Here is a 15,516-nt window from a genome sequence, read left to right on the forward strand (position 1 = left end):
GCTCCCGGGCTCAGCCCAACAGATGCTTGACTTCGGCCAGGCTGGCCGGGTCGAACAGGGGGACGCCGGTCAGGCCAGCATCGATGCGTTTGGCCAAGCCCGCCAGCACCTTTCCCGGTCCACATTCCACCAGGGTGGTCACTCCGCGCGCCTGTATGGCCTGCACACAGGACACCCAGCGTACCGGTCCAAAGGCCTGGCGATAGAGGGCGTCGCGAATGCGGTCGGCATCGGTCTCGACCGCCACATCGATGTTGTTCACCACCGGAATACGGGGTGTGGCAAAAGGCGTGTCGGCCAGCTTGGCTTTCAGCGCCTCGGCGGCGGGCTTCATCAGGCTGGAGTGAAACGGCGCCGACACCGGCAGCGGCAGTGCCCGTTTGGCACCTTGTGCCTTGAGCAGCTCACAGGCCTTGTCCACCGCGGCCTTGCTGCCGGCGATCACCGTCTGCGCCGGATCGTTGAAGTTCACCGCCTCGACCACTTCGGAGCTGTCCGCGCCAAAGATCGCCTGGGCTTCGGCGCAACCTGCCACCACGCGCTCGGCGTCCATGCCCAGGATGGCGGCCATCGCCCCGGTGCCGACCGGCACGGCCGACTGCATGGCCGCTGCCCGGAACCGGACCAGCGGTGCCGCCTGGGTCAGCGTCAATGCGCCTGCAGCCACCAACGCCGCGTACTCACCCAGCGAGTGCCCCGCCATCAAGGCTGGGGCAGCGCCCCCCTCGGCCTGCCAGACTCGCCACGCTGCCACTCCGGCCACCAGCATCACAGGCTGGGTATTCGTCGTCAGCGCGAGTGCCTCTTTGGGGCCCTCATGAATCAAACGCCCGATGTCTTCACCCAGCGCATCAGAAGCCTCTTTCAGGGTGGTGGCGACAGCCGGGTGATCGCCCCAGGCGTCGAGCATTCCGACCGACTGCGAGCCTTGTCCGGGGAAAACCAATGCAAATGGGCTGCTCATGGATAGGTTCTTTGGAAAGATGGAGACACGCGCACGGTTGGGCTCCACTGGGCGCCCACCGGGCGCTCAGAAGTCGAGCAGCACCGAACCCCAGGTAAATCCGCCGCCCACGCCTTCGAGCAGCAGCGTCTGGCCACGCCGGACCTGCCCCGAGCGCACCGCATGGTCGAGCGCCAGCGGAATGGATGCCGCCGAGGTGTTGCCATGCTCGTGCACCGTGACCACGACCTTGTCCATCGACAGCTTGAGCTTCTTCGCCGTACTTTGCATGATGCGGATGTTGGCCTGATGCGGGATCAACCAGTCGACATCGGCCGCTGTGCGACCCGCTTTGGCCAGCGAAGCCAGCGCGGTGTCCTCCAGCACGCCGACAGCGAGTTTGAACACCGCCTGCCCGTCCATCTTGAGCAAGGGATCGCCCAGGATGTTGCCGCCCGACACATGGCCGGGCACGCACAGGATGTCGGCGTGTTTGCCATCGGCATGGATGTCGGTGGCGAGAATGCCGGGCGTGTCGCTGGCTTCCAGCACCACGGCCCCGGCGCCGTCACCAAACAGCACACAAGTGGTGCGGTCGTTGAAATCCAGAATGCGGCTGAACACCTCGGCACCGACCACGAGGGCTTTGCGAGCCGAACCGGTCTGGATCATCGCGTTGGCAACCGTCAGTGCATAAATGAAACCGCTGCAAACCGCCTGCACATCAAACGCCGGGCATCCTGCGATGCCCAGCTTGTGCTGGAGGATGGCGGCGGACGATGGGAACACCATGTCTGGGGTTGAGGTGGCCACGATGATGAGGTCAATCTCACCGGGCGCCGTGTTCGCCGCCTGCAAGGCCTGACGACAAGCGGTTTCGGCCAGGTCGCTGGTGAACACGCCATCGGCAGCGAAGTGCCGGGCCCGGATGCCGGTGCGCTCGACAATCCACTCGTCGCTGGTCTCCACACCGCGCTCCGCGAGCAGGGCCACCATGTCGTCGTTGTTCAGGCGTCTGGGCGGCAAACAACTGCCGGTGCCGGTGATGCGGGCAAAGCGGGTCATGTGGGCAAGAGGGTCAGAGGGTGGGGATGCTCTTGAATTCGCTGGCGGCCGCGGTGCCCGCGATCAGCGGAGCCGCATGGGCAATGCGCTCGCGCACGTTGTCGAGCATGCCGTGGTGTGCCGCATCATAAGCCCGCGCCAGCGCCTGCTCGAACGCAAACGCGTCAGCAGAACCGTGGCTCTTGAACACCATGCCGCGCAGGCCAAGCAAGGCCGCACCATTGTAGCGGCGGTGATCCACCCGCTTTTTGAATGCCATTAGCGAACGATAGGCAACGATCGCCGCCATTTTCCGAAAGATATTGCGAGAAAACTCCTCGCGGATGAAGCCACCTATCATGGCAGCCAAGCCTTCGCTGGCCTTGAGTGCGACGTTGCCGACAAAGCCGTCGCAAACGACGATGTCGACCGTGCCTTTGAACACATCGTCACCCTCGACGTTGCCAAAGAAATTCAAATCGCCGGTGTTGGCCGCATTTCGCAGCAAGATACCTGCTTTTTTGATGACTTCGCTGCCCTTGATGACTTCTTCGCCCACGTTGAGCAGGCCTACGGTGGGCTCTGAGCGGCCCGTCATGGCAGCCACCAGTGCAGAGCCCATCACCGCGAACTGCAGCAAGTGCTCGGCGGAGCAGTCTACGTTGGCACCCAGATCCAGCACCGTGGTGGCGCCACCTCGGGCGTTGGGCAGCTGGGTGGCGATGGCCGGGCGGTCGATGCCGTCGAGCGTCTTGAGCACATAGCGCGCAATGGCCATCAAGGCGCCGGTGTTGCCCGCAGAGACCATGGCCTGCGCGCCACCGTCTTTGACCTGCTGGATGGCCACGCGCATGGAAGAGTCCTTCTTCTTGCGCAAGGCCACCTCCACCGAGTCGTCCATCGTGACCACCTCGGTGGCCGGGAGCACGCGACAACGCACGTTGTTCAGCACCTGCGGCCAGGCGGCAAACGATTCGGGCTTGCCCACCAGCAGCAACTGTGCCTGGGGATGGCTGGTGAGGAAAGCCTCGCAAGCAGGCAACGTGGTCGCGGGGCCGACGTCACCCCCCATGCAATCAACCGCCAAAGTGATCATGCAGACTCCTGAAGCTGCGCCGCAGACGGGCGCCAGAAACGCAAAAAGCCCGCATGCAGCATGCGGGCCTGCGCCTCGACAGCTTCAATGACCCCAGCCACGCCAGCGCGGCGGGGCCAGAGGTGGCTTGTCATTCAGGCTTCGGACTTGTTCTTGAGCACCTGACGGCCACGGTAAAAGCCGTTGGGGCTGATGTGGTGACGCAGGTGGATCTCGCCAGTGGTGGGCTCCACTGCGATACCGGGCACGTTCAAGGCGTTGTGCGAACGGTGCATGCCGCGCTTGGACGGCGATTTTTTGTTTTGCTGGACGGCCATGACGGGCTCCTGTGGAAATGTGGTGTGGTGGCTTGCGTGCGAAGCATTCAGCCACTCGGACCGATCTTGATCGTCTTCCAGGCACACTGGAAACGCTGGACCGACGCGAAGCCTTAGATTGTAGCCCGAAACCGGCCACGGCAGCAAACCCGCCGAGGCAGGCGAGGGAGCTGCTCAGCCGCGAGGGCGCTTCAGCTGGGCCAGGGCCTGAAACGGGTTTGGCCGAGCTGGCTCCGTTTCATCCGCATCGCGCCGGTCAGCTGACGCCATGGGCACGGCCACGGGGCAGGTCTCGTGCATGGGCACAAGCGGCAAAGCCATGAGCAGCTCGTCTTCCAGCAACCCGATCAGGCTGGGTCGAGGCTCCAGCGCGAGCAGGTCCTCCTCACAGTCGTCGTCCTCGGCCTCGGCCACCGCTTCGGTCGCCACAAAACGGAACCAGCGATCGACCATCAACGTCGCCTGCACCGGCCCCAGACAGCGCTGACAGGTCAGCGGCACCTCGGCGCTGGCCTCCAGGTGCATCCAGGCGGCGGGCGCACCACCTTGCGCAGCGGGCCTCAGCTCGGCGCGAGCCTGCCAGGTCACTTGACCAGTCGCTGCCCCTTCGCCACCGGCATGAAGGTCTTCCCTGAGTCGAATCAGGTCCATCACCTGCACCTCACCGCGCAATTCGCCACCCGCCTCGGCAAACCGCCGGGCATCCAGGCGCGACGGGTTCCATGCTGTGGGCGGGTTCGGTTTCATGCGGGCAGTGTAAGAGATCGCTGGGACAATACGCCCATGTCAGCATCCCCATCAGACCCCCTTGCGGCCACGCTGCCCCCCCTCGCCCGCCCGCTGATCCTGGGGTCTACATCGCGCTACCGGCATGCCCTTTTGCAGCGGCTGGGCGTGCCTTTCGTCACCGACAGCCCCCACGTTGACGAAACGGCGTTGCCGGGCGAGCAGCCCGTCGACATGGCACTGCGCCTGGCACGCGCCAAGGCGCACGCGGTGGCCGAACGCCACCCGCAAGCCGTGGTCATCGGAAGCGACCAGGTGGCCGACCTGCACGGGCTGGCCCTGGGCAAGCCTGGCACCCACGAGCGTGCGGTGGCGCAGCTCCAGCAGATGAGCGGTCAGACGGTGGTGTTCCAGACTGCGCTGTGCGTGGTCTGCGGGGCCACAGGCTTTGAACAGGCCGAGGTGGCCGCTGTGCGGGTGGTGTTCCGTTCTCTTGGGCGTGAAGAAATCGAGCGTTACCTGATCGCGGAGCAGCCGTACGACTGCGCCGGCAGCGCCAAGAGCGAGGGCATGGGCATTGCGCTGCTGGAGCGCATCGACAACGACGACCCGACGGCCTTGGTCGGCCTGCCCCTGATTCGAACCTGCCGCATGCTCCGCGCTGCGGGCCTGACCATCCCATGAGCGAGGCCACGCTTCAACCTGGGACGCTGTACCTCGTCCCCACACCGCTGGACTTCGGCATCGCCTCCCTAGATCCAGCCCCGCTGGACCAGCTGCTGCCGGGCGATACGGTGGCCACAGCCAGCCGGCTGACACACTGGATCACCGAAAACGCCAAGAGCACGCGGGCCTTCTTGAAGCGGGTCGATCAGATTTCCCCCCTGGCTGCGCCCATCCAGGCCCAGCAGATCACCGAGCTTGCGCGTGCCACGCACAAAAAGGGCGATCACAGGCCCGATGCACAAACCGATGCCGCCGCTCGCGCGCTGCTGCAGCCGGCCCTGGATGGCCACGACATCGGCCTGGTGAGTGAAGCCGGCATGCCGGCCATCGCCGACCCGGGCAGTTCGGTGGTGCGCACTGCCCACGCGATGGCGGTGCCTGTGACGCCGTTGGCGGGCCCGGTGTCGCTGATGCTGGCGCTGGCGGCCAGCGGCATGAATGGCCAATCTTTCGCCTTCGTCGGCTACGTGCCGCAGGAGCCGGCCGAAAGGGCCAAGCGCTTGCACGAACTGGAGCGGCTGGCCACCCAATCGGGCCAAACCCAGATCCTGATCGAGACGCCCTACAGAAACACAGCTTTGCTGGAAGCGCTGGTGAAGACCCTGCATCCCGACACGCGGTTGGCCATCTGCTGCGGCCTCAGCCTGCCCGGCCAGGTGTGTCGGAGCGGAACAGTGCGGCAATGGCGCGCGCCAGCTTTCCAGGCGAAAGCCCTGCCGCTGGCCTTGCCCAGCGTTTTTCTCATCGGCCGCTGAAACGCTTTCGAACCCTCGGGCAAGCGACAGGGAGGCTTACTTCGTTACCCCTTCAGGCCCTGCAAGTGAGCAAGTACTGACGTACGTAACTCAGGGTTGGCCAGCGCCAGGTCAATCGTGGCCTGCAGGAATCCTTCCTTGCTGCCGCAGTCGTAGCGCACGCCGTCGTACCGAAACGCCTGCACCTTTTCCTGCCCGATCAAGGCTGCGATGCCGTCCGTGAGCTGGATTTCGCCGCCCGCGCCTCGCGGCTGGCGCCGGATGCTGTCAAAAACCGCCGGTGTAAGGATGTACCGGCCCGCTACCGCCAGGGTCGACGGTGCGGCTTCAGGCGCCGGTTTTTCAACCATGCCGAACACCTCGGCGAGCGGCTGAGTTTCGCCATGGACATCGACCACGCCATAGCGGCGGGTCTCCGCCCGGGGCACATCCTGCACCGCCAGCACCGTGCCAGGACTGCTTTCGTAGGCCTGCACCATCTGCTGGAGCACGGTCGCGCCGCCCTGCGCTTGCTCGCGCCCCAGCATCAGATCGTCGGCCAGCAAAACGGCAAATGGCTCATGGCCCACCACACTCTCGGCACACAAGACGGCATGACCCAGCCCCAGGGGGCGCGGCTGACGAATGAACACGCAGTCCATGTCGTCGGGCTTGATGCCGTGAACCACCGCCAGCATGTCCATTTTTCCGGACTTCTCCAACTCGTATTCCAGCTCAAAAGCCGCATCGAAATGGTCGCCAATGGCGCGCTTATGGCGCCCGGTGATGAAGATCATCTGGCGTACCCCGGCGGCATAGGCCTCCTCCACGGCGTACTGGATCAGTGGTTTATCCACCACAGGGAGCATCTCCTTCGGAATGGCCTTGGTGGCAGGCAAAAACCGAGTGCCTAGGCCCCCCACAGGGAGAACAGCTTTTTTGATCACCACCATGGTTCCTCCCAATTCAGAGTCATATTTCACGAATCTGCGGCTGAAGGATTCAGAAACAGTTTCGCTCGGGCCTACAGGTAAAATCACCGGTTAGCAATATTGCGGCGCAGCATTGCTGCCATGTACGCATTACACCCTCGAGACTGCTTGCCCAGCAGTGCTCGACGCAGATGATCAAGGGCGCACAGACTCCCCACGCTGCAAAACCTGTCACAAAAATGAACGCACCACTCGCCCACCGAGGCAGCATGGCATGACCGTCATCAAGTTCCCTGCCGGGCCCAAGGTACCTCAGCACGTCGCCATCATCATGGACGGCAACCGCCGCTGGGCGCAACAGCGGGGGCTGCCCAAAGCCGTGGGACACGCGCGCGGCGCGCAGCGGGTCAGAGGCACGGTGATGGCGTGCAAAGAAATGGGCGTGCGCCACCTCACGCTGTTCGCGTTCAGCACCGAAAACTGGCAACGCCCCCAGGAAGAAGTTTCAAGCCTCATGGGCCTGTTCGTTCACTACCTGGAAAAGGAAGTCGAGAGCATGCTCCAGGGCGGCGTGCGCCTGATGGTCGCGGGGGACACCTCTCGCTTTGACAACCGGTTGCAGGCGCTGATGAAGTTTGCGCAGGAAAAGACCGCTCACAACCGCCGCCTCACGCTCACCATTGCCGCCAACTACGGTGGTCGTTGGGACATGCTGCAAGCGGTGCAGCGCTGGCAAGAAGCCCACCCTGGCACCCCTGTGAGCCAATTGAGCGAAGAGGCTTTGAAGCCGCATTTGAGCCTGGCCTACGCACCCGACCCCGAACTGCTCATCCGCACGGGCGGTGAGTCGCGCATCAGCAACTTCATGTTGTGGCAGAGCGCCTACACCGAGCTTTATTTCACGCCCGCTCTCTGGCCCGACTTCACTTCACAGGTGCTGGAAGAGGCTGTTGACTGGTACGCCAAGCGGGACCGCCGATTCGGCAGCGAAACTCAGCGCACTGCGAGCTGATTCCCGAGCTCCTTTATTTGATTGATGGCATTGATGGCTTCTTCCTTGATCTCGCGCACTGTCGCCTTGCTGCTGCTGAGTCTGTCCGTCAGCGCCCATGCGCAGTTCAGTCTTGGGTCCCCCGTTACTAGCGGGGCTTCGACCACTTCAACCACGGCCACTGCGCTCCCCACCTCCATCGAGAGCAAAGAGACCAGCCGCCGCAGCCTGATGGAGCCTTCTGCTGAGCGTGCAGAGCCAGCGCCAATGCGCGATGCGCTGATTGAGCAACGCAAGGTCCCCGAACCGCTGCGCCGCCCACCAGCCGCCAGCCAGTTTCAGCGCTTTGTGCAGGAGTCCACAGGCCGCCAGCTGGACATCTTTGGCAGCGACCTGTTTTACGGCACACAGACCTACTCGCCCGACACGGCCCTGCCCCCACCTGCGGAGTATGCGATCGGCCCGGGCGACGAGGTCAGGGTTCAGATCTGGGGAGCGGTGGACTACAGCGGCAGCCACACGCTGGATCGCAACGGCCAGATCACCTTGCCCCGGGTGGGCGTGGTGCCCCTCGCAGGCGTTCCGGTGAAAAACCTGGATACGGTGCTGCGCGGCCAGATCGCCAAGGTGTTTACCAACTTCGAGGTCAATGCCAGCCTCGGTCGTTTGCGCAGCATCCAGATCTACGTGGTGGGCCAGGCGCAGCAGCCTGGCGCGCACCAGGTGTCGAGCCTCAGCACACTCGTCAACGCCTTGTTCGTCAGCGGCGGCCCCTCAACGAACGGCTCCATGCGCAACATCCAGCTCAAGCGAGCCGGGCGCACGATCACGACGCTGGACCTGTACGACTTCATTGCCCGCGGCGACAAGGGCCGAGACCTGTCGCTGCAGGCGGGCGACGTGATCGTCATTCCCGCAGCAGGACCTCGCGTGGCCGTCACGGGCGCATTCGACCAGGCCGCGATTTACGAACTGAAGCCAGGGGCCGACACCGTTGGCGACATCCTTGGCCTGAACGGCGGCCTGCCCTCCCTGGCCAATGCCAAAAAGGCCTTGCTCGAACGCATCGCGCCAGAAAAGAGCCCGCCCCGCCAGGTGCAGGACCTTGCGCTGGATGCCGACGGCCTGAAACAAGTCATGCGCGATGGTGACGTGCTCATCCTGCTCGGCATCAGCCCCGCGTTTGCCAACGCGGTGACGCTGCAGGGCACGGTGGCAGCGCCCCTGCGCTACCGCTGGTTCGAGGGCATGCGCATCCTCGATCTGATTCCCGAACAAGATGCGCTGATCACACCCGACTACTACCGCCGCAAAAACCTGCTGGTGCAAAACGCCGAAGTGGCCAAAACCGCTGGCGCCGGCGTGAGCAGCCGGGTGCGCGGTCTCGCGGACCAGATCAACTGGGACTACGCGGTGATCGAGCGGCTCGACCGCAGCAAACTCACCGCCGAGCTGATCCCCTTCAACCTGGGCAAGGCGGTGCTGCAAAAGGACCCTGCGCAAAACCTGGCGCTGTTGCCGGGAGACGTGGTCACCATCCTCAGCCAGAACGACCTGCGCCTGCCCCAAGGCAAGCAGACGCGGCTGGTCCGCGTTGAGGGCGAGGTGGGTGCGCCGGGGGTCTACCAGACCCAACCGGGTGAAACACTGCCCCAGCTCTTGCAGCGCATCGGTGGTCTGACCCCGCAGGCCTACGTGTTCGGCACCGAACTCAATCGTGTCTCGGTGCGCGAGCGCCAGCAAGAAAACCTGACCCAGCTGGTTCGTCGATTGGAGGGCCAGCTGCAATCTCAGGTCAGTACCGTCATTTCCAACTCGGGCACCGAGAACGCCGCGCAGGCCCAAGTGATTCAGCAGCAACAGCAGGCCCAGTTGCGCAGCCAGATCGAGCGGCTCAAAAGCTTCAGCAGCAACGGGCGCATGGCACTGGAGCTCGATCCCAAAGTGACCGATGTCTCCGCGTTGCCCGACCTGCCGCTGGAAGACGGAGACCGCGTGCTGGTTCCGGCCCGTCCCGGATTTGTCTCGGCGCTGGGCTCAGTCAACAACGAAAACGTGTTCATCCACCGCCCTGGCCGCACGGTGGGTGACGTGATGAAATCGGCTGGCCTGACCGAAGACGCCGAGCCCAGCCAGGCGTTCGTGCTGCGGGCCGATGGCTCCATCATCGCCCGGCGCGATGTGGGTGGCTTCTTCGGCAGCGGTTTTGAAAGCACGGAGATCATGCCGGGTGACACCCTGGTGGTGCCGGCGCAGATCGACCGCGAAAGCCGTTACAGCTTCATTACCCGCGCGCTCAAAGACTGGACACAGATCTTCGCCAACTTCGGCCTGGGTGTGGCTGCGATCAACTCGCTGTGAACACCATGAACGAGCCCATACACGCGGTTTCTGCTGCGGAAGATGAAGACGAAATCAGTCTGCTCGATCTGTTGCAGACCGTGGTGGAAAACCTGCGTCTGCTCGTGTTTGCGCCGCTGGCTGCTGGCCTGCTGGCGCTGGGCATCAGCTATTTCATCCCGCCCACCTTCACCGCCACCACCCAGTTCATGCCGCCGCTCCAGCAGCAGGGTTCGGCAGCCGCACTGCTGCAAAACCTGGGTGCGCTCGGCGGCCTGGCTGGCGCGGCCACCGGCATCAAGAACACCAACGAACAGTTTGTCACCTTCCTCCAAAGCCGCTCGATCCAGGATGCACTCATTCAGCGCTTCAAGCTGGTAGAGCGCTATGGCGCAAGCAACCTGCACGACGCTCGACTCGCCCTCTCTGGCCATGTTCGCATTTCAAGCGGGAAAAGCGGCCTGGTCAGTGTGTCGGTAGACGACCAGGACCCCGCGCTGGCGGCGCAATTGGCCAACGCCCATGTGTCGGAACTCAGAGACATGCTGGGGCGTTTGGCCTTGACTGAAGCGCAGCAGCGCCGGGTGTTTTTTGAGAAGCAGCTGGCCGATGCCAAGGACAAGCTGGTCAATGCGGAACAAGCCCTTCAGGCCACCGGCGTGAGTCTGGCCACCCTCAAGGCCGACCCGGCTTCGGCGGTGGAAGGGTTGGCCAAGCTGCAGGCCAGCATCACCGCACAGGAAATCAAAGTGGCCTCCATGCGCGGCTACCTGACCGAAAACGCCCCCGATTTCCGTCAGGCCATGACCGAGCTGGCCGCCTTGCGCAATCAGCTGAACAAAGCCGAACAGGCCCAGGCACCAGGCGCCGCCAGCAGCAACGAGTACATCGCCCGGTTCCGCAACTTCAAGTACAACGAAACCCTGTTTGAGCTGTTCGCAAAGCAATACGAGCTGGCCCGGGTGGACGAAAGCCGCGAAGCCGCGGTGATCCAGGTGGTGGATGTGGCCGTGGCGCCCGAGCGAAAGAGCAAGCCGAAGAAGGCCATGATCGCCGTACTCGCCACGCTGGCCACCGGCTTTGCGCTGCTGTTGTTCGTGTTCGTGAGGCAAGCGGTGCGCAACGCCGCTCAGGATGCCGAGTCCGCCGCCAAGCTGAGCCGGCTGCGCCAGGCCTGGGCGAGAGCGCTGGGCAGGCGCAGCAACACCGCGCCGTGAGCCTGGCCTGATGGAATCCTTCATTACCCTGGCCTTCGGCGTCGCGCTGGGCACCAGCCTGGTGCTGGTGTTCACGAAGCACTGGCACGGCCATTTCAGCCTGGACCACACCGAAGGCGTGCAGAAGTTCCACACCAAGCCCACGCCTCGCATCGGCGGCATTGCCATCGGCGCTGGCATGGTGGCGGGTTATGCGCTCGCACCTGCTGCGGTGCGGGCGCTGCTCGGGCCACTCCTGCTGGCCAGCATTCCGGCTTTTGCGGCGGGCATGGCCGAAGACGTGACCAAGCGCGTGGGTGTCAAGGCTCGCCTGCTGGCCACCATGGTCAGTGGCGCGCTGGCCTGTGGCCTCACCGGCTTCGCGTTGAATCGTGTCGGCATTCCGTACGTGAACGAACTGCTGGTCTGGACTCCGCTGGCTATTCTGTTCACGGCCTTTGCAGCGGCTGGCGTGGCCAACGCCATCAACATCATTGACGGCTTCAACGGGCTTTCCAGCGGCACCGCGCTGATCGCGCTGGCTGCGCTGGGCAGCCTGGCTGGCCTGCAGGGCGATGAGCCGCTGGTGTGGCTGTGTGCGCTCACGGCAGCAGCCATTGGCGGCTTCTGGCTTGTGAACTTTCCGCTCGGCAAGCTGTTTCTGGGCGATGGCGGGGCTTATTTTGTGGGCTTCGCGCTGGCCTGGATCGCCGTCTTGCTGCTGATGCGCCACCCAGCCGTGTCGCCCTGGGCCGCCCTTCTGGCCTGCGGCTACCCGGTGATCGAGGTGCTTTACAGCGTATGGCGCCGCTGGCGAAACAAGCTCTCGGCCGGCGCGCCAGACAGCATGCACTTGCACAGCCTGGTGAAGACCCAGCTGATCATGCCCCGCTTCCCCAACTGGCACCCCAGGCTGCGCAATGCTGCGGTTTCACCCGCCATGTGGCTCTATGCCGGACTGACCGCCTCGCTGGGCGTGGTGCTGCAAGGTGCCGCTGAGTCGACGCTCGCCGCCTCTTTTGCAGCTTGCGTGCTGGTGTACCACCTCGTCTACCAGCGCCTGGCTGCGCGCGCCCGTTTGCACCCGACCGCCAACAGCGACCTGGCCGGACTGACCAGCGCGCCTGCGCCTCTTGAGGGGCTGCCCGAGGCGCGTACGAAGCCGACCCACCAGCCATGAAACTGCCAAGGAGCTTGTCTTGACCCTCGACACCGCCATCACCCCGGTGATCCTCTGCGGTGGCTCGGGCACCCGCCTCTGGCCGCTGAGCCGACAGAGCTTCCCCAAGCAGTTCGTGCCACTCATTGGCAACCAGAGCCTGCTGCAGCTCACTCTTGGCCGCCTGGCCTGGTGTGGCCAGCCGGTGACGTGTGTGGCGGCGGAGGAACACCGCTTCCTGGTGGCCGATGCGCTGGGCAGCCAGTTTGCCGGCAGCCAGGTGGTGCTGGAGCCAGCCGGGCGCAACACGGCGGCGGCCATGGCGCTGGCCGCGCTGCATGCCAGCGCAGCAGGCGCTGACCCACTGCTGCTGTTCTGCCCGGCCGACCACCACATTCCGGACGCCACTGCTTTTGCGACCACCATCCGCCAGGGCATATCCGCCGCAAGGGCCGGCGCCATCGTCACCTACGGCGTGGTGCCCAGCTTTCCGAGCAGCGCCTACGGCTACATCGAGCAGGGTACCGACCGCGCCGACGGCAGCCACCGCGTGGCGCGCTTCATCGAAAAGCCAGCGCCTGCCGCGGCCCAGGCCCTGCTGCTGCAAGGCAGCGTGTTGTGGAATGCCGGCATTTTCCTCACCCGCGCCAGCGTGCTGCTGGCCGCGCTCAGGCAGCACGCGCTCGACATTCTGCAAGCCTGCGAACAGGCCATGGCCAGCCCAGGCAAGGAGAAGGTGAGCAGCGGCGGCGGTGCGGTGGCCTTCGTGCGCCCGGCCGCCGAAGCCTTCCTGGCCTGTCGCTCGCAGAGCATCGACTACGCCGTGATGGAGCCACACGACAACGTGGCCGTGGTGCCTTTCCAGGGCCAGTGGAGCGATGTGGGCAGCTGGAACGCCGTGGCCGAGCTCAGCCCGGCCGACAGCGATGGAAACCGCATCACCGGCCAGGGCCACAGCCTGCATTCGCGCAACACCTACATCCACGCCCCCGGCCGCACCGTGGTGGCGCTGGGCACGCAAGATTTGCTCATCATCGACACGCCCGACGCCTTGCTGGTGGCGAACCGCAACCACGCCGAGCAGGTGAAGGATGTGGTGGCGCACCTCTCGGCGCAGAAGATCCCCCAAGCCGCAGTCCACCGCCGCGTGGCCCGCCCCTGGGGCTGGTACGACAGCGTGGACATAGGCGAGCGCTTCCAGGTCAAGCGCATCGGCGTCAAGCCGGGTGCCAGCCTCAGCCTGCAAAAGCACCACCACCGCGCCGAACACTGGATCGTGGTGCAGGGCACGGCGGAGGTCACGCGGGGGCAAGAAACTTACCTGTTGTCAGAGAACCAGTCCACCTACATCCCCATCGGCGAGGTGCACCGCCTGCACAACCCCGGCAAGCTTGATCTGGAAATGATCGAGGTGCAGTCGGGCAGCTACCTGGGGGAAGACGATATTGTTCGGCTGGAAGATACGTATGGGCGGGTGAAGTAAAGGCCGATCCCTCTTCACCTGCACAACGCCCGACCCCCTTTGCAATCGACCAGACAACTTGTTTGCCCATGATGCCCCCAGAAACGACCACAGCGCCGCTCCAGACGGTCATCGGTGGGCGCTTCTTGCTGCTGCGAGAGCAGCGCGTGATGCTCGACGCCGATCCGGCCGAACTCTGCGGCGTTCAGACCAAGGTCCTGGTTCAGGCCGTCAAACGCAACCTCACGCGGTTTCCTGCTGATTTCATGTTTCAGTTGATCATCGACGAGTTCAGCGCTTTGAAGTCACAAACTGTGACCTCAAAACCTGGCAGCGGTGGCCGTCGCTCGGCGCCCTACGCTTTCACGTAGCAACGCGTTGCCATGTTGTCCTCGGTTCTCGGAAGCCCGCGCGCCATCGCGGTCAACATCGAAATCGTGCGCACGTTTGTGCGGATGCGCGAGCTGGCCGCCACACACGGCGAGCTTGCAAAGAAGCTCAGTGAGCTTGAAGAAAGAACCGGTTTGCTCTCCATGCAGCACGACACCTTCAGCCGCAACAGCCGCAACCAGCTCAAATAAGTGTTTACGCCCTGCGCGAACTCATGACACCACCCCAAACCCGCAGCCACCCCATCGGCTTTACGGCCGACATTGAGACCCCAACAAACCCTAAGCCCTTGCCAAAGAGTCCATGAAACACACACATGCAAACACAGCCATGGTCGGACGGGTCCAGCCCATACAAACAGCCAGCACCTACATCCCGATTGGCGAGGTGCACCGCTTGCACAGCCGAGACAAGCTGGAAGACACCTACGGCCGCATCCAACCAACCAAGAAAGCCTGAACATGCTGCGCGACAAAACCATCCTGATCACCGGGGGCACTGGCTCTTTCGGGAACACCTTTGTGCCGATGACGCTGGCCCGCTACCAGCCGCGCAAGCTCATCGTCTACTCGCGCGACGAGATGAAGCAATGGGAAATGGCCAAGCTGTTCCAGGGCGATGACCGTGTGCGCTTCTTCATAGGCGATGTGCGCGACCGCGAACGCATGTACCGCGCGCTCGATGGCGTGGACTACGTGGTGCACGCGGCGGCCACCAAGATCGTGCCCACGGCCGAATACAACCCGTTCGAATGCGTCAAGACCAACATCAACGGCGCCATGAATGTGATCGATGCTTGCATCGACACCCGGGTGAAAGGTGTGGTGGCGCTCTCGACCGACAAGGCCAGCAGCCCGGTCAACCTGTACGGTGCGACCAAGCTCGCCTCCGACAAGCTGTTCGTGGCGGGGAACTCCTATGCGGGAGCCGATGGCTGCAAATTTTCGGTGGTGCGCTACGGCAACGTGATGGGATCGCGCGGCTCGGTCATTCCGTTTTTCCTCACGCAAAAGGGCAAGGGCTCGCTGCCCATCACCGACGACCGCATGACGCGATTCATGATCACCCTGGAACAGGGCGTGGAACTGGTCTGGCACGCGTTTGAAGACATGGAAGGTGGCGAGATCTACGTGAAGAAGATCCCGTCGATGAAGGTGACCGACATCGCGCACGCGGTGGACCCCGACGCCAGGCACGAGATTGTGGGCATCCGTCCGGGCGAGAAGCTGCACGAGCAGATGATCAGCCCCGAAGACGCCTACTACACCTACGAATACCCCGAGCACTTCAAGATCCTGCCGGCCATCCACAGCTGGCACGAGGACTTCAAGCGCATCAAGGATGGCCAACGCGTACCCGAAGGCTTCACCTACGCCAGCGACAGCAACACCGAGTGGATGGACGCAGCCGCCCTGCAGACCTGGATCGCGCAGCACCAGGACAAGATCGGCCGCATCTGA

Annotated in this window: 17 protein-coding genes; 11 read left to right on the forward strand and 6 right to left on the reverse strand. The window is 64.1% G+C overall.

All coding sequences use genetic code 11. The features are described from left to right. Positions 1-10: 10 nt before the first annotated feature. The 5 genes from fabD to QUV25_RS00835 all read right to left on the reverse strand — a co-directional run bounded on the left by fabD (position 11) and on the right by QUV25_RS00835 (position 4,147). Complete coding sequence (gene fabD, locus QUV25_RS00815; RefSeq protein ID WP_300860641.1) at positions 11-964, reverse strand: ACP S-malonyltransferase; 954 nt, start codon at positions 962-964, stop codon at positions 11-13. A 66-nt stretch (positions 965-1,030) separates the two neighbouring features. Further along, entirely contained in the window at positions 1,031-2,008 is a 978-nt protein-coding gene (locus QUV25_RS00820) for a beta-ketoacyl-ACP synthase III (RefSeq protein ID WP_300860642.1), read from the reverse strand. Between the two features lie 13 nt (positions 2,009-2,021). Then, on the reverse strand, positions 2,022-3,083 hold the full coding sequence (gene plsX / locus QUV25_RS00825; RefSeq protein ID WP_300860643.1) for a phosphate acyltransferase PlsX: 1,062 nt from the start codon (positions 3,081-3,083) through the stop codon (positions 2,022-2,024). Positions 3,084-3,217: 134 nt separating this feature from the next. After that, positions 3,218-3,400 carry a 50S ribosomal protein L32 gene (rpmF, locus tag QUV25_RS00830; RefSeq protein WP_019575026.1) on the reverse strand — a complete coding sequence of 61 codons (183 nt, stop codon included), beginning with the start codon at positions 3,398-3,400 and terminating at the stop codon, positions 3,218-3,220. Positions 3,401-3,574: 174 nt separating this feature from the next. Beyond that, the gene (locus QUV25_RS00835) at positions 3,575-4,147 is read right to left on the reverse strand and encodes a YceD family protein (RefSeq protein WP_300860644.1); all 573 of its coding nucleotides are present in this window, start codon (positions 4,145-4,147) and stop codon (positions 3,575-3,577) included. Positions 4,148-4,183: 36 nt separating this feature from the next. On the opposite strand from QUV25_RS00835, the gene QUV25_RS00840 reads away from it, so the two are divergent. After that, positions 4,184-4,810: a Maf family nucleotide pyrophosphatase gene (locus tag QUV25_RS00840; RefSeq protein WP_300860645.1), complete on the forward strand. Its 627-nt coding sequence runs from the start codon at positions 4,184-4,186 to the stop codon at positions 4,808-4,810. Further along, positions 4,807-5,607, forward strand: coding sequence for an SAM-dependent methyltransferase (locus QUV25_RS00845; RefSeq protein ID WP_300860646.1), 801 nt, complete (start codon positions 4,807-4,809; stop codon positions 5,605-5,607). Before QUV25_RS00840 ends, QUV25_RS00845 begins: the two co-directional genes overlap by 4 nt. A gap of 44 nt (positions 5,608-5,651) precedes the next feature. Here the strand turns inward: QUV25_RS00845 and galU are convergent, their stop codons facing one another. Beyond that, positions 5,652-6,539: a UTP--glucose-1-phosphate uridylyltransferase GalU gene (gene galU / locus QUV25_RS00850; RefSeq protein WP_300860647.1), complete on the reverse strand. Its 888-nt coding sequence runs from the start codon at positions 6,537-6,539 to the stop codon at positions 5,652-5,654. A gap of 253 nt (positions 6,540-6,792) precedes the next feature. On the opposite strand from galU, the gene uppS reads away from it, so the two are divergent. The 9 genes from uppS (at position 6,793) to pseB (ending at position 15,516) form a co-directional block, all read left to right on the forward strand. After that, positions 6,793-7,530: a polyprenyl diphosphate synthase gene (gene uppS, locus QUV25_RS00855; RefSeq protein ID WP_300860648.1), complete on the forward strand. Its 738-nt coding sequence runs from the start codon at positions 6,793-6,795 to the stop codon at positions 7,528-7,530. Positions 7,531-7,563: 33 nt separating this feature from the next. After that, positions 7,564-9,870 (forward strand): SLBB domain-containing protein, encoded by a 2,307-nt coding sequence (locus QUV25_RS00860; RefSeq protein ID WP_300860649.1) that lies wholly within the window; start codon positions 7,564-7,566, stop codon positions 9,868-9,870. A gap of 5 nt (positions 9,871-9,875) precedes the next feature. Then, a complete protein-coding gene (locus QUV25_RS00865) occupies positions 9,876-11,066 on the forward strand; it encodes a Wzz/FepE/Etk N-terminal domain-containing protein (RefSeq protein ID WP_300860650.1) in 1,191 nt (396 codons plus the stop codon). A 10-nt stretch (positions 11,067-11,076) separates the two neighbouring features. Continuing rightward, a complete protein-coding gene (locus tag QUV25_RS00870; protein WP_300860651.1) occupies positions 11,077-12,225 on the forward strand; it encodes a glycosyltransferase in 1,149 nt (382 codons plus the stop codon). Between the two features lie 19 nt (positions 12,226-12,244). After that, complete coding sequence (locus QUV25_RS00875; protein WP_300860652.1) at positions 12,245-13,687, forward strand: mannose-1-phosphate guanylyltransferase/mannose-6-phosphate isomerase; 1,443 nt, start codon at positions 12,245-12,247, stop codon at positions 13,685-13,687. 68 nt (positions 13,688-13,755) lie between these two features. Then, positions 13,756-14,037, forward strand: coding sequence for an ORF6N domain-containing protein (locus tag QUV25_RS00880; RefSeq protein WP_300860653.1), 282 nt, complete (start codon positions 13,756-13,758; stop codon positions 14,035-14,037). Positions 14,038-14,049: 12 nt separating this feature from the next. Then, positions 14,050-14,247 (forward strand): hypothetical protein, encoded by a 198-nt coding sequence (locus tag QUV25_RS00885; RefSeq protein ID WP_300860654.1) that lies wholly within the window; start codon positions 14,050-14,052, stop codon positions 14,245-14,247. A gap of 112 nt (positions 14,248-14,359) precedes the next feature. Continuing rightward, complete coding sequence (locus QUV25_RS00890) at positions 14,360-14,515, forward strand: hypothetical protein (protein ID WP_300860655.1); 156 nt, start codon at positions 14,360-14,362, stop codon at positions 14,513-14,515. 2 nt (positions 14,516-14,517) lie between these two features. Beyond that, positions 14,518-15,516 carry a UDP-N-acetylglucosamine 4,6-dehydratase (inverting) gene (pseB, locus tag QUV25_RS00895; protein WP_300860656.1) on the forward strand — a complete coding sequence of 333 codons (999 nt, stop codon included), beginning with the start codon at positions 14,518-14,520 and terminating at the stop codon, positions 15,514-15,516.

Origin of the sequence: Hydrogenophaga sp. (genome assembly GCF_030373245.1) — a bacterium.
GTDB lineage: Bacteria > Pseudomonadota > Gammaproteobacteria > Burkholderiales > Burkholderiaceae_C > Hydrogenophaga.

What these genes read in the sequence shown, in the direction of transcription:
- fabD (WP_300860641.1), bottom strand. Translation starts at nt 964, where the DNA reads ATGAGCAGCCCATTTGCATTGGTTTTCCCCGGACAAGGCTCGCAGTCG.
- QUV25_RS00820 (WP_300860642.1), bottom strand. Translation starts at nt 2,008, where the DNA reads ATGACCCGCTTTGCCCGCATCACCGGCACCGGCAGTTGTTTGCCGCCC.
- plsX (WP_300860643.1), bottom strand. Translation starts at nt 3,083, where the DNA reads ATGATCACTTTGGCGGTTGATTGCATGGGGGGTGACGTCGGCCCCGCG.
- rpmF (WP_019575026.1), bottom strand. Translation starts at nt 3,400, where the DNA reads ATGGCCGTCCAGCAAAACAAAAAATCGCCGTCCAAGCGCGGCATGCAC.
- QUV25_RS00835 (WP_300860644.1), bottom strand. Translation starts at nt 4,147, where the DNA reads ATGAAACCGAACCCGCCCACAGCATGGAACCCGTCGCGCCTGGATGCC.
- QUV25_RS00840 (WP_300860645.1), top strand. Translation starts at nt 4,184, where the DNA reads ATGTCAGCATCCCCATCAGACCCCCTTGCGGCCACGCTGCCCCCCCTC.
- QUV25_RS00845 (WP_300860646.1), top strand. Translation starts at nt 4,807, where the DNA reads ATGAGCGAGGCCACGCTTCAACCTGGGACGCTGTACCTCGTCCCCACA.
- galU (WP_300860647.1), bottom strand. Translation starts at nt 6,539, where the DNA reads ATGGTGGTGATCAAAAAAGCTGTTCTCCCTGTGGGGGGCCTAGGCACT.
- uppS (WP_300860648.1), top strand. Translation starts at nt 6,793, where the DNA reads ATGACCGTCATCAAGTTCCCTGCCGGGCCCAAGGTACCTCAGCACGTC.
- QUV25_RS00860 (WP_300860649.1), top strand. Translation starts at nt 7,564, where the DNA reads ATGGCTTCTTCCTTGATCTCGCGCACTGTCGCCTTGCTGCTGCTGAGT.
- QUV25_RS00865 (WP_300860650.1), top strand. Translation starts at nt 9,876, where the DNA reads ATGAACGAGCCCATACACGCGGTTTCTGCTGCGGAAGATGAAGACGAA.
- QUV25_RS00870 (WP_300860651.1), top strand. Translation starts at nt 11,077, where the DNA reads ATGGAATCCTTCATTACCCTGGCCTTCGGCGTCGCGCTGGGCACCAGC.
- QUV25_RS00880 (WP_300860653.1), top strand. Translation starts at nt 13,756, where the DNA reads ATGATGCCCCCAGAAACGACCACAGCGCCGCTCCAGACGGTCATCGGT.
- QUV25_RS00885 (WP_300860654.1), top strand. Translation starts at nt 14,050, where the DNA reads ATGTTGTCCTCGGTTCTCGGAAGCCCGCGCGCCATCGCGGTCAACATC.
- QUV25_RS00890 (WP_300860655.1), top strand. Translation starts at nt 14,360, where the DNA reads ATGAAACACACACATGCAAACACAGCCATGGTCGGACGGGTCCAGCCC.
- pseB (WP_300860656.1), top strand. Translation starts at nt 14,518, where the DNA reads ATGCTGCGCGACAAAACCATCCTGATCACCGGGGGCACTGGCTCTTTC.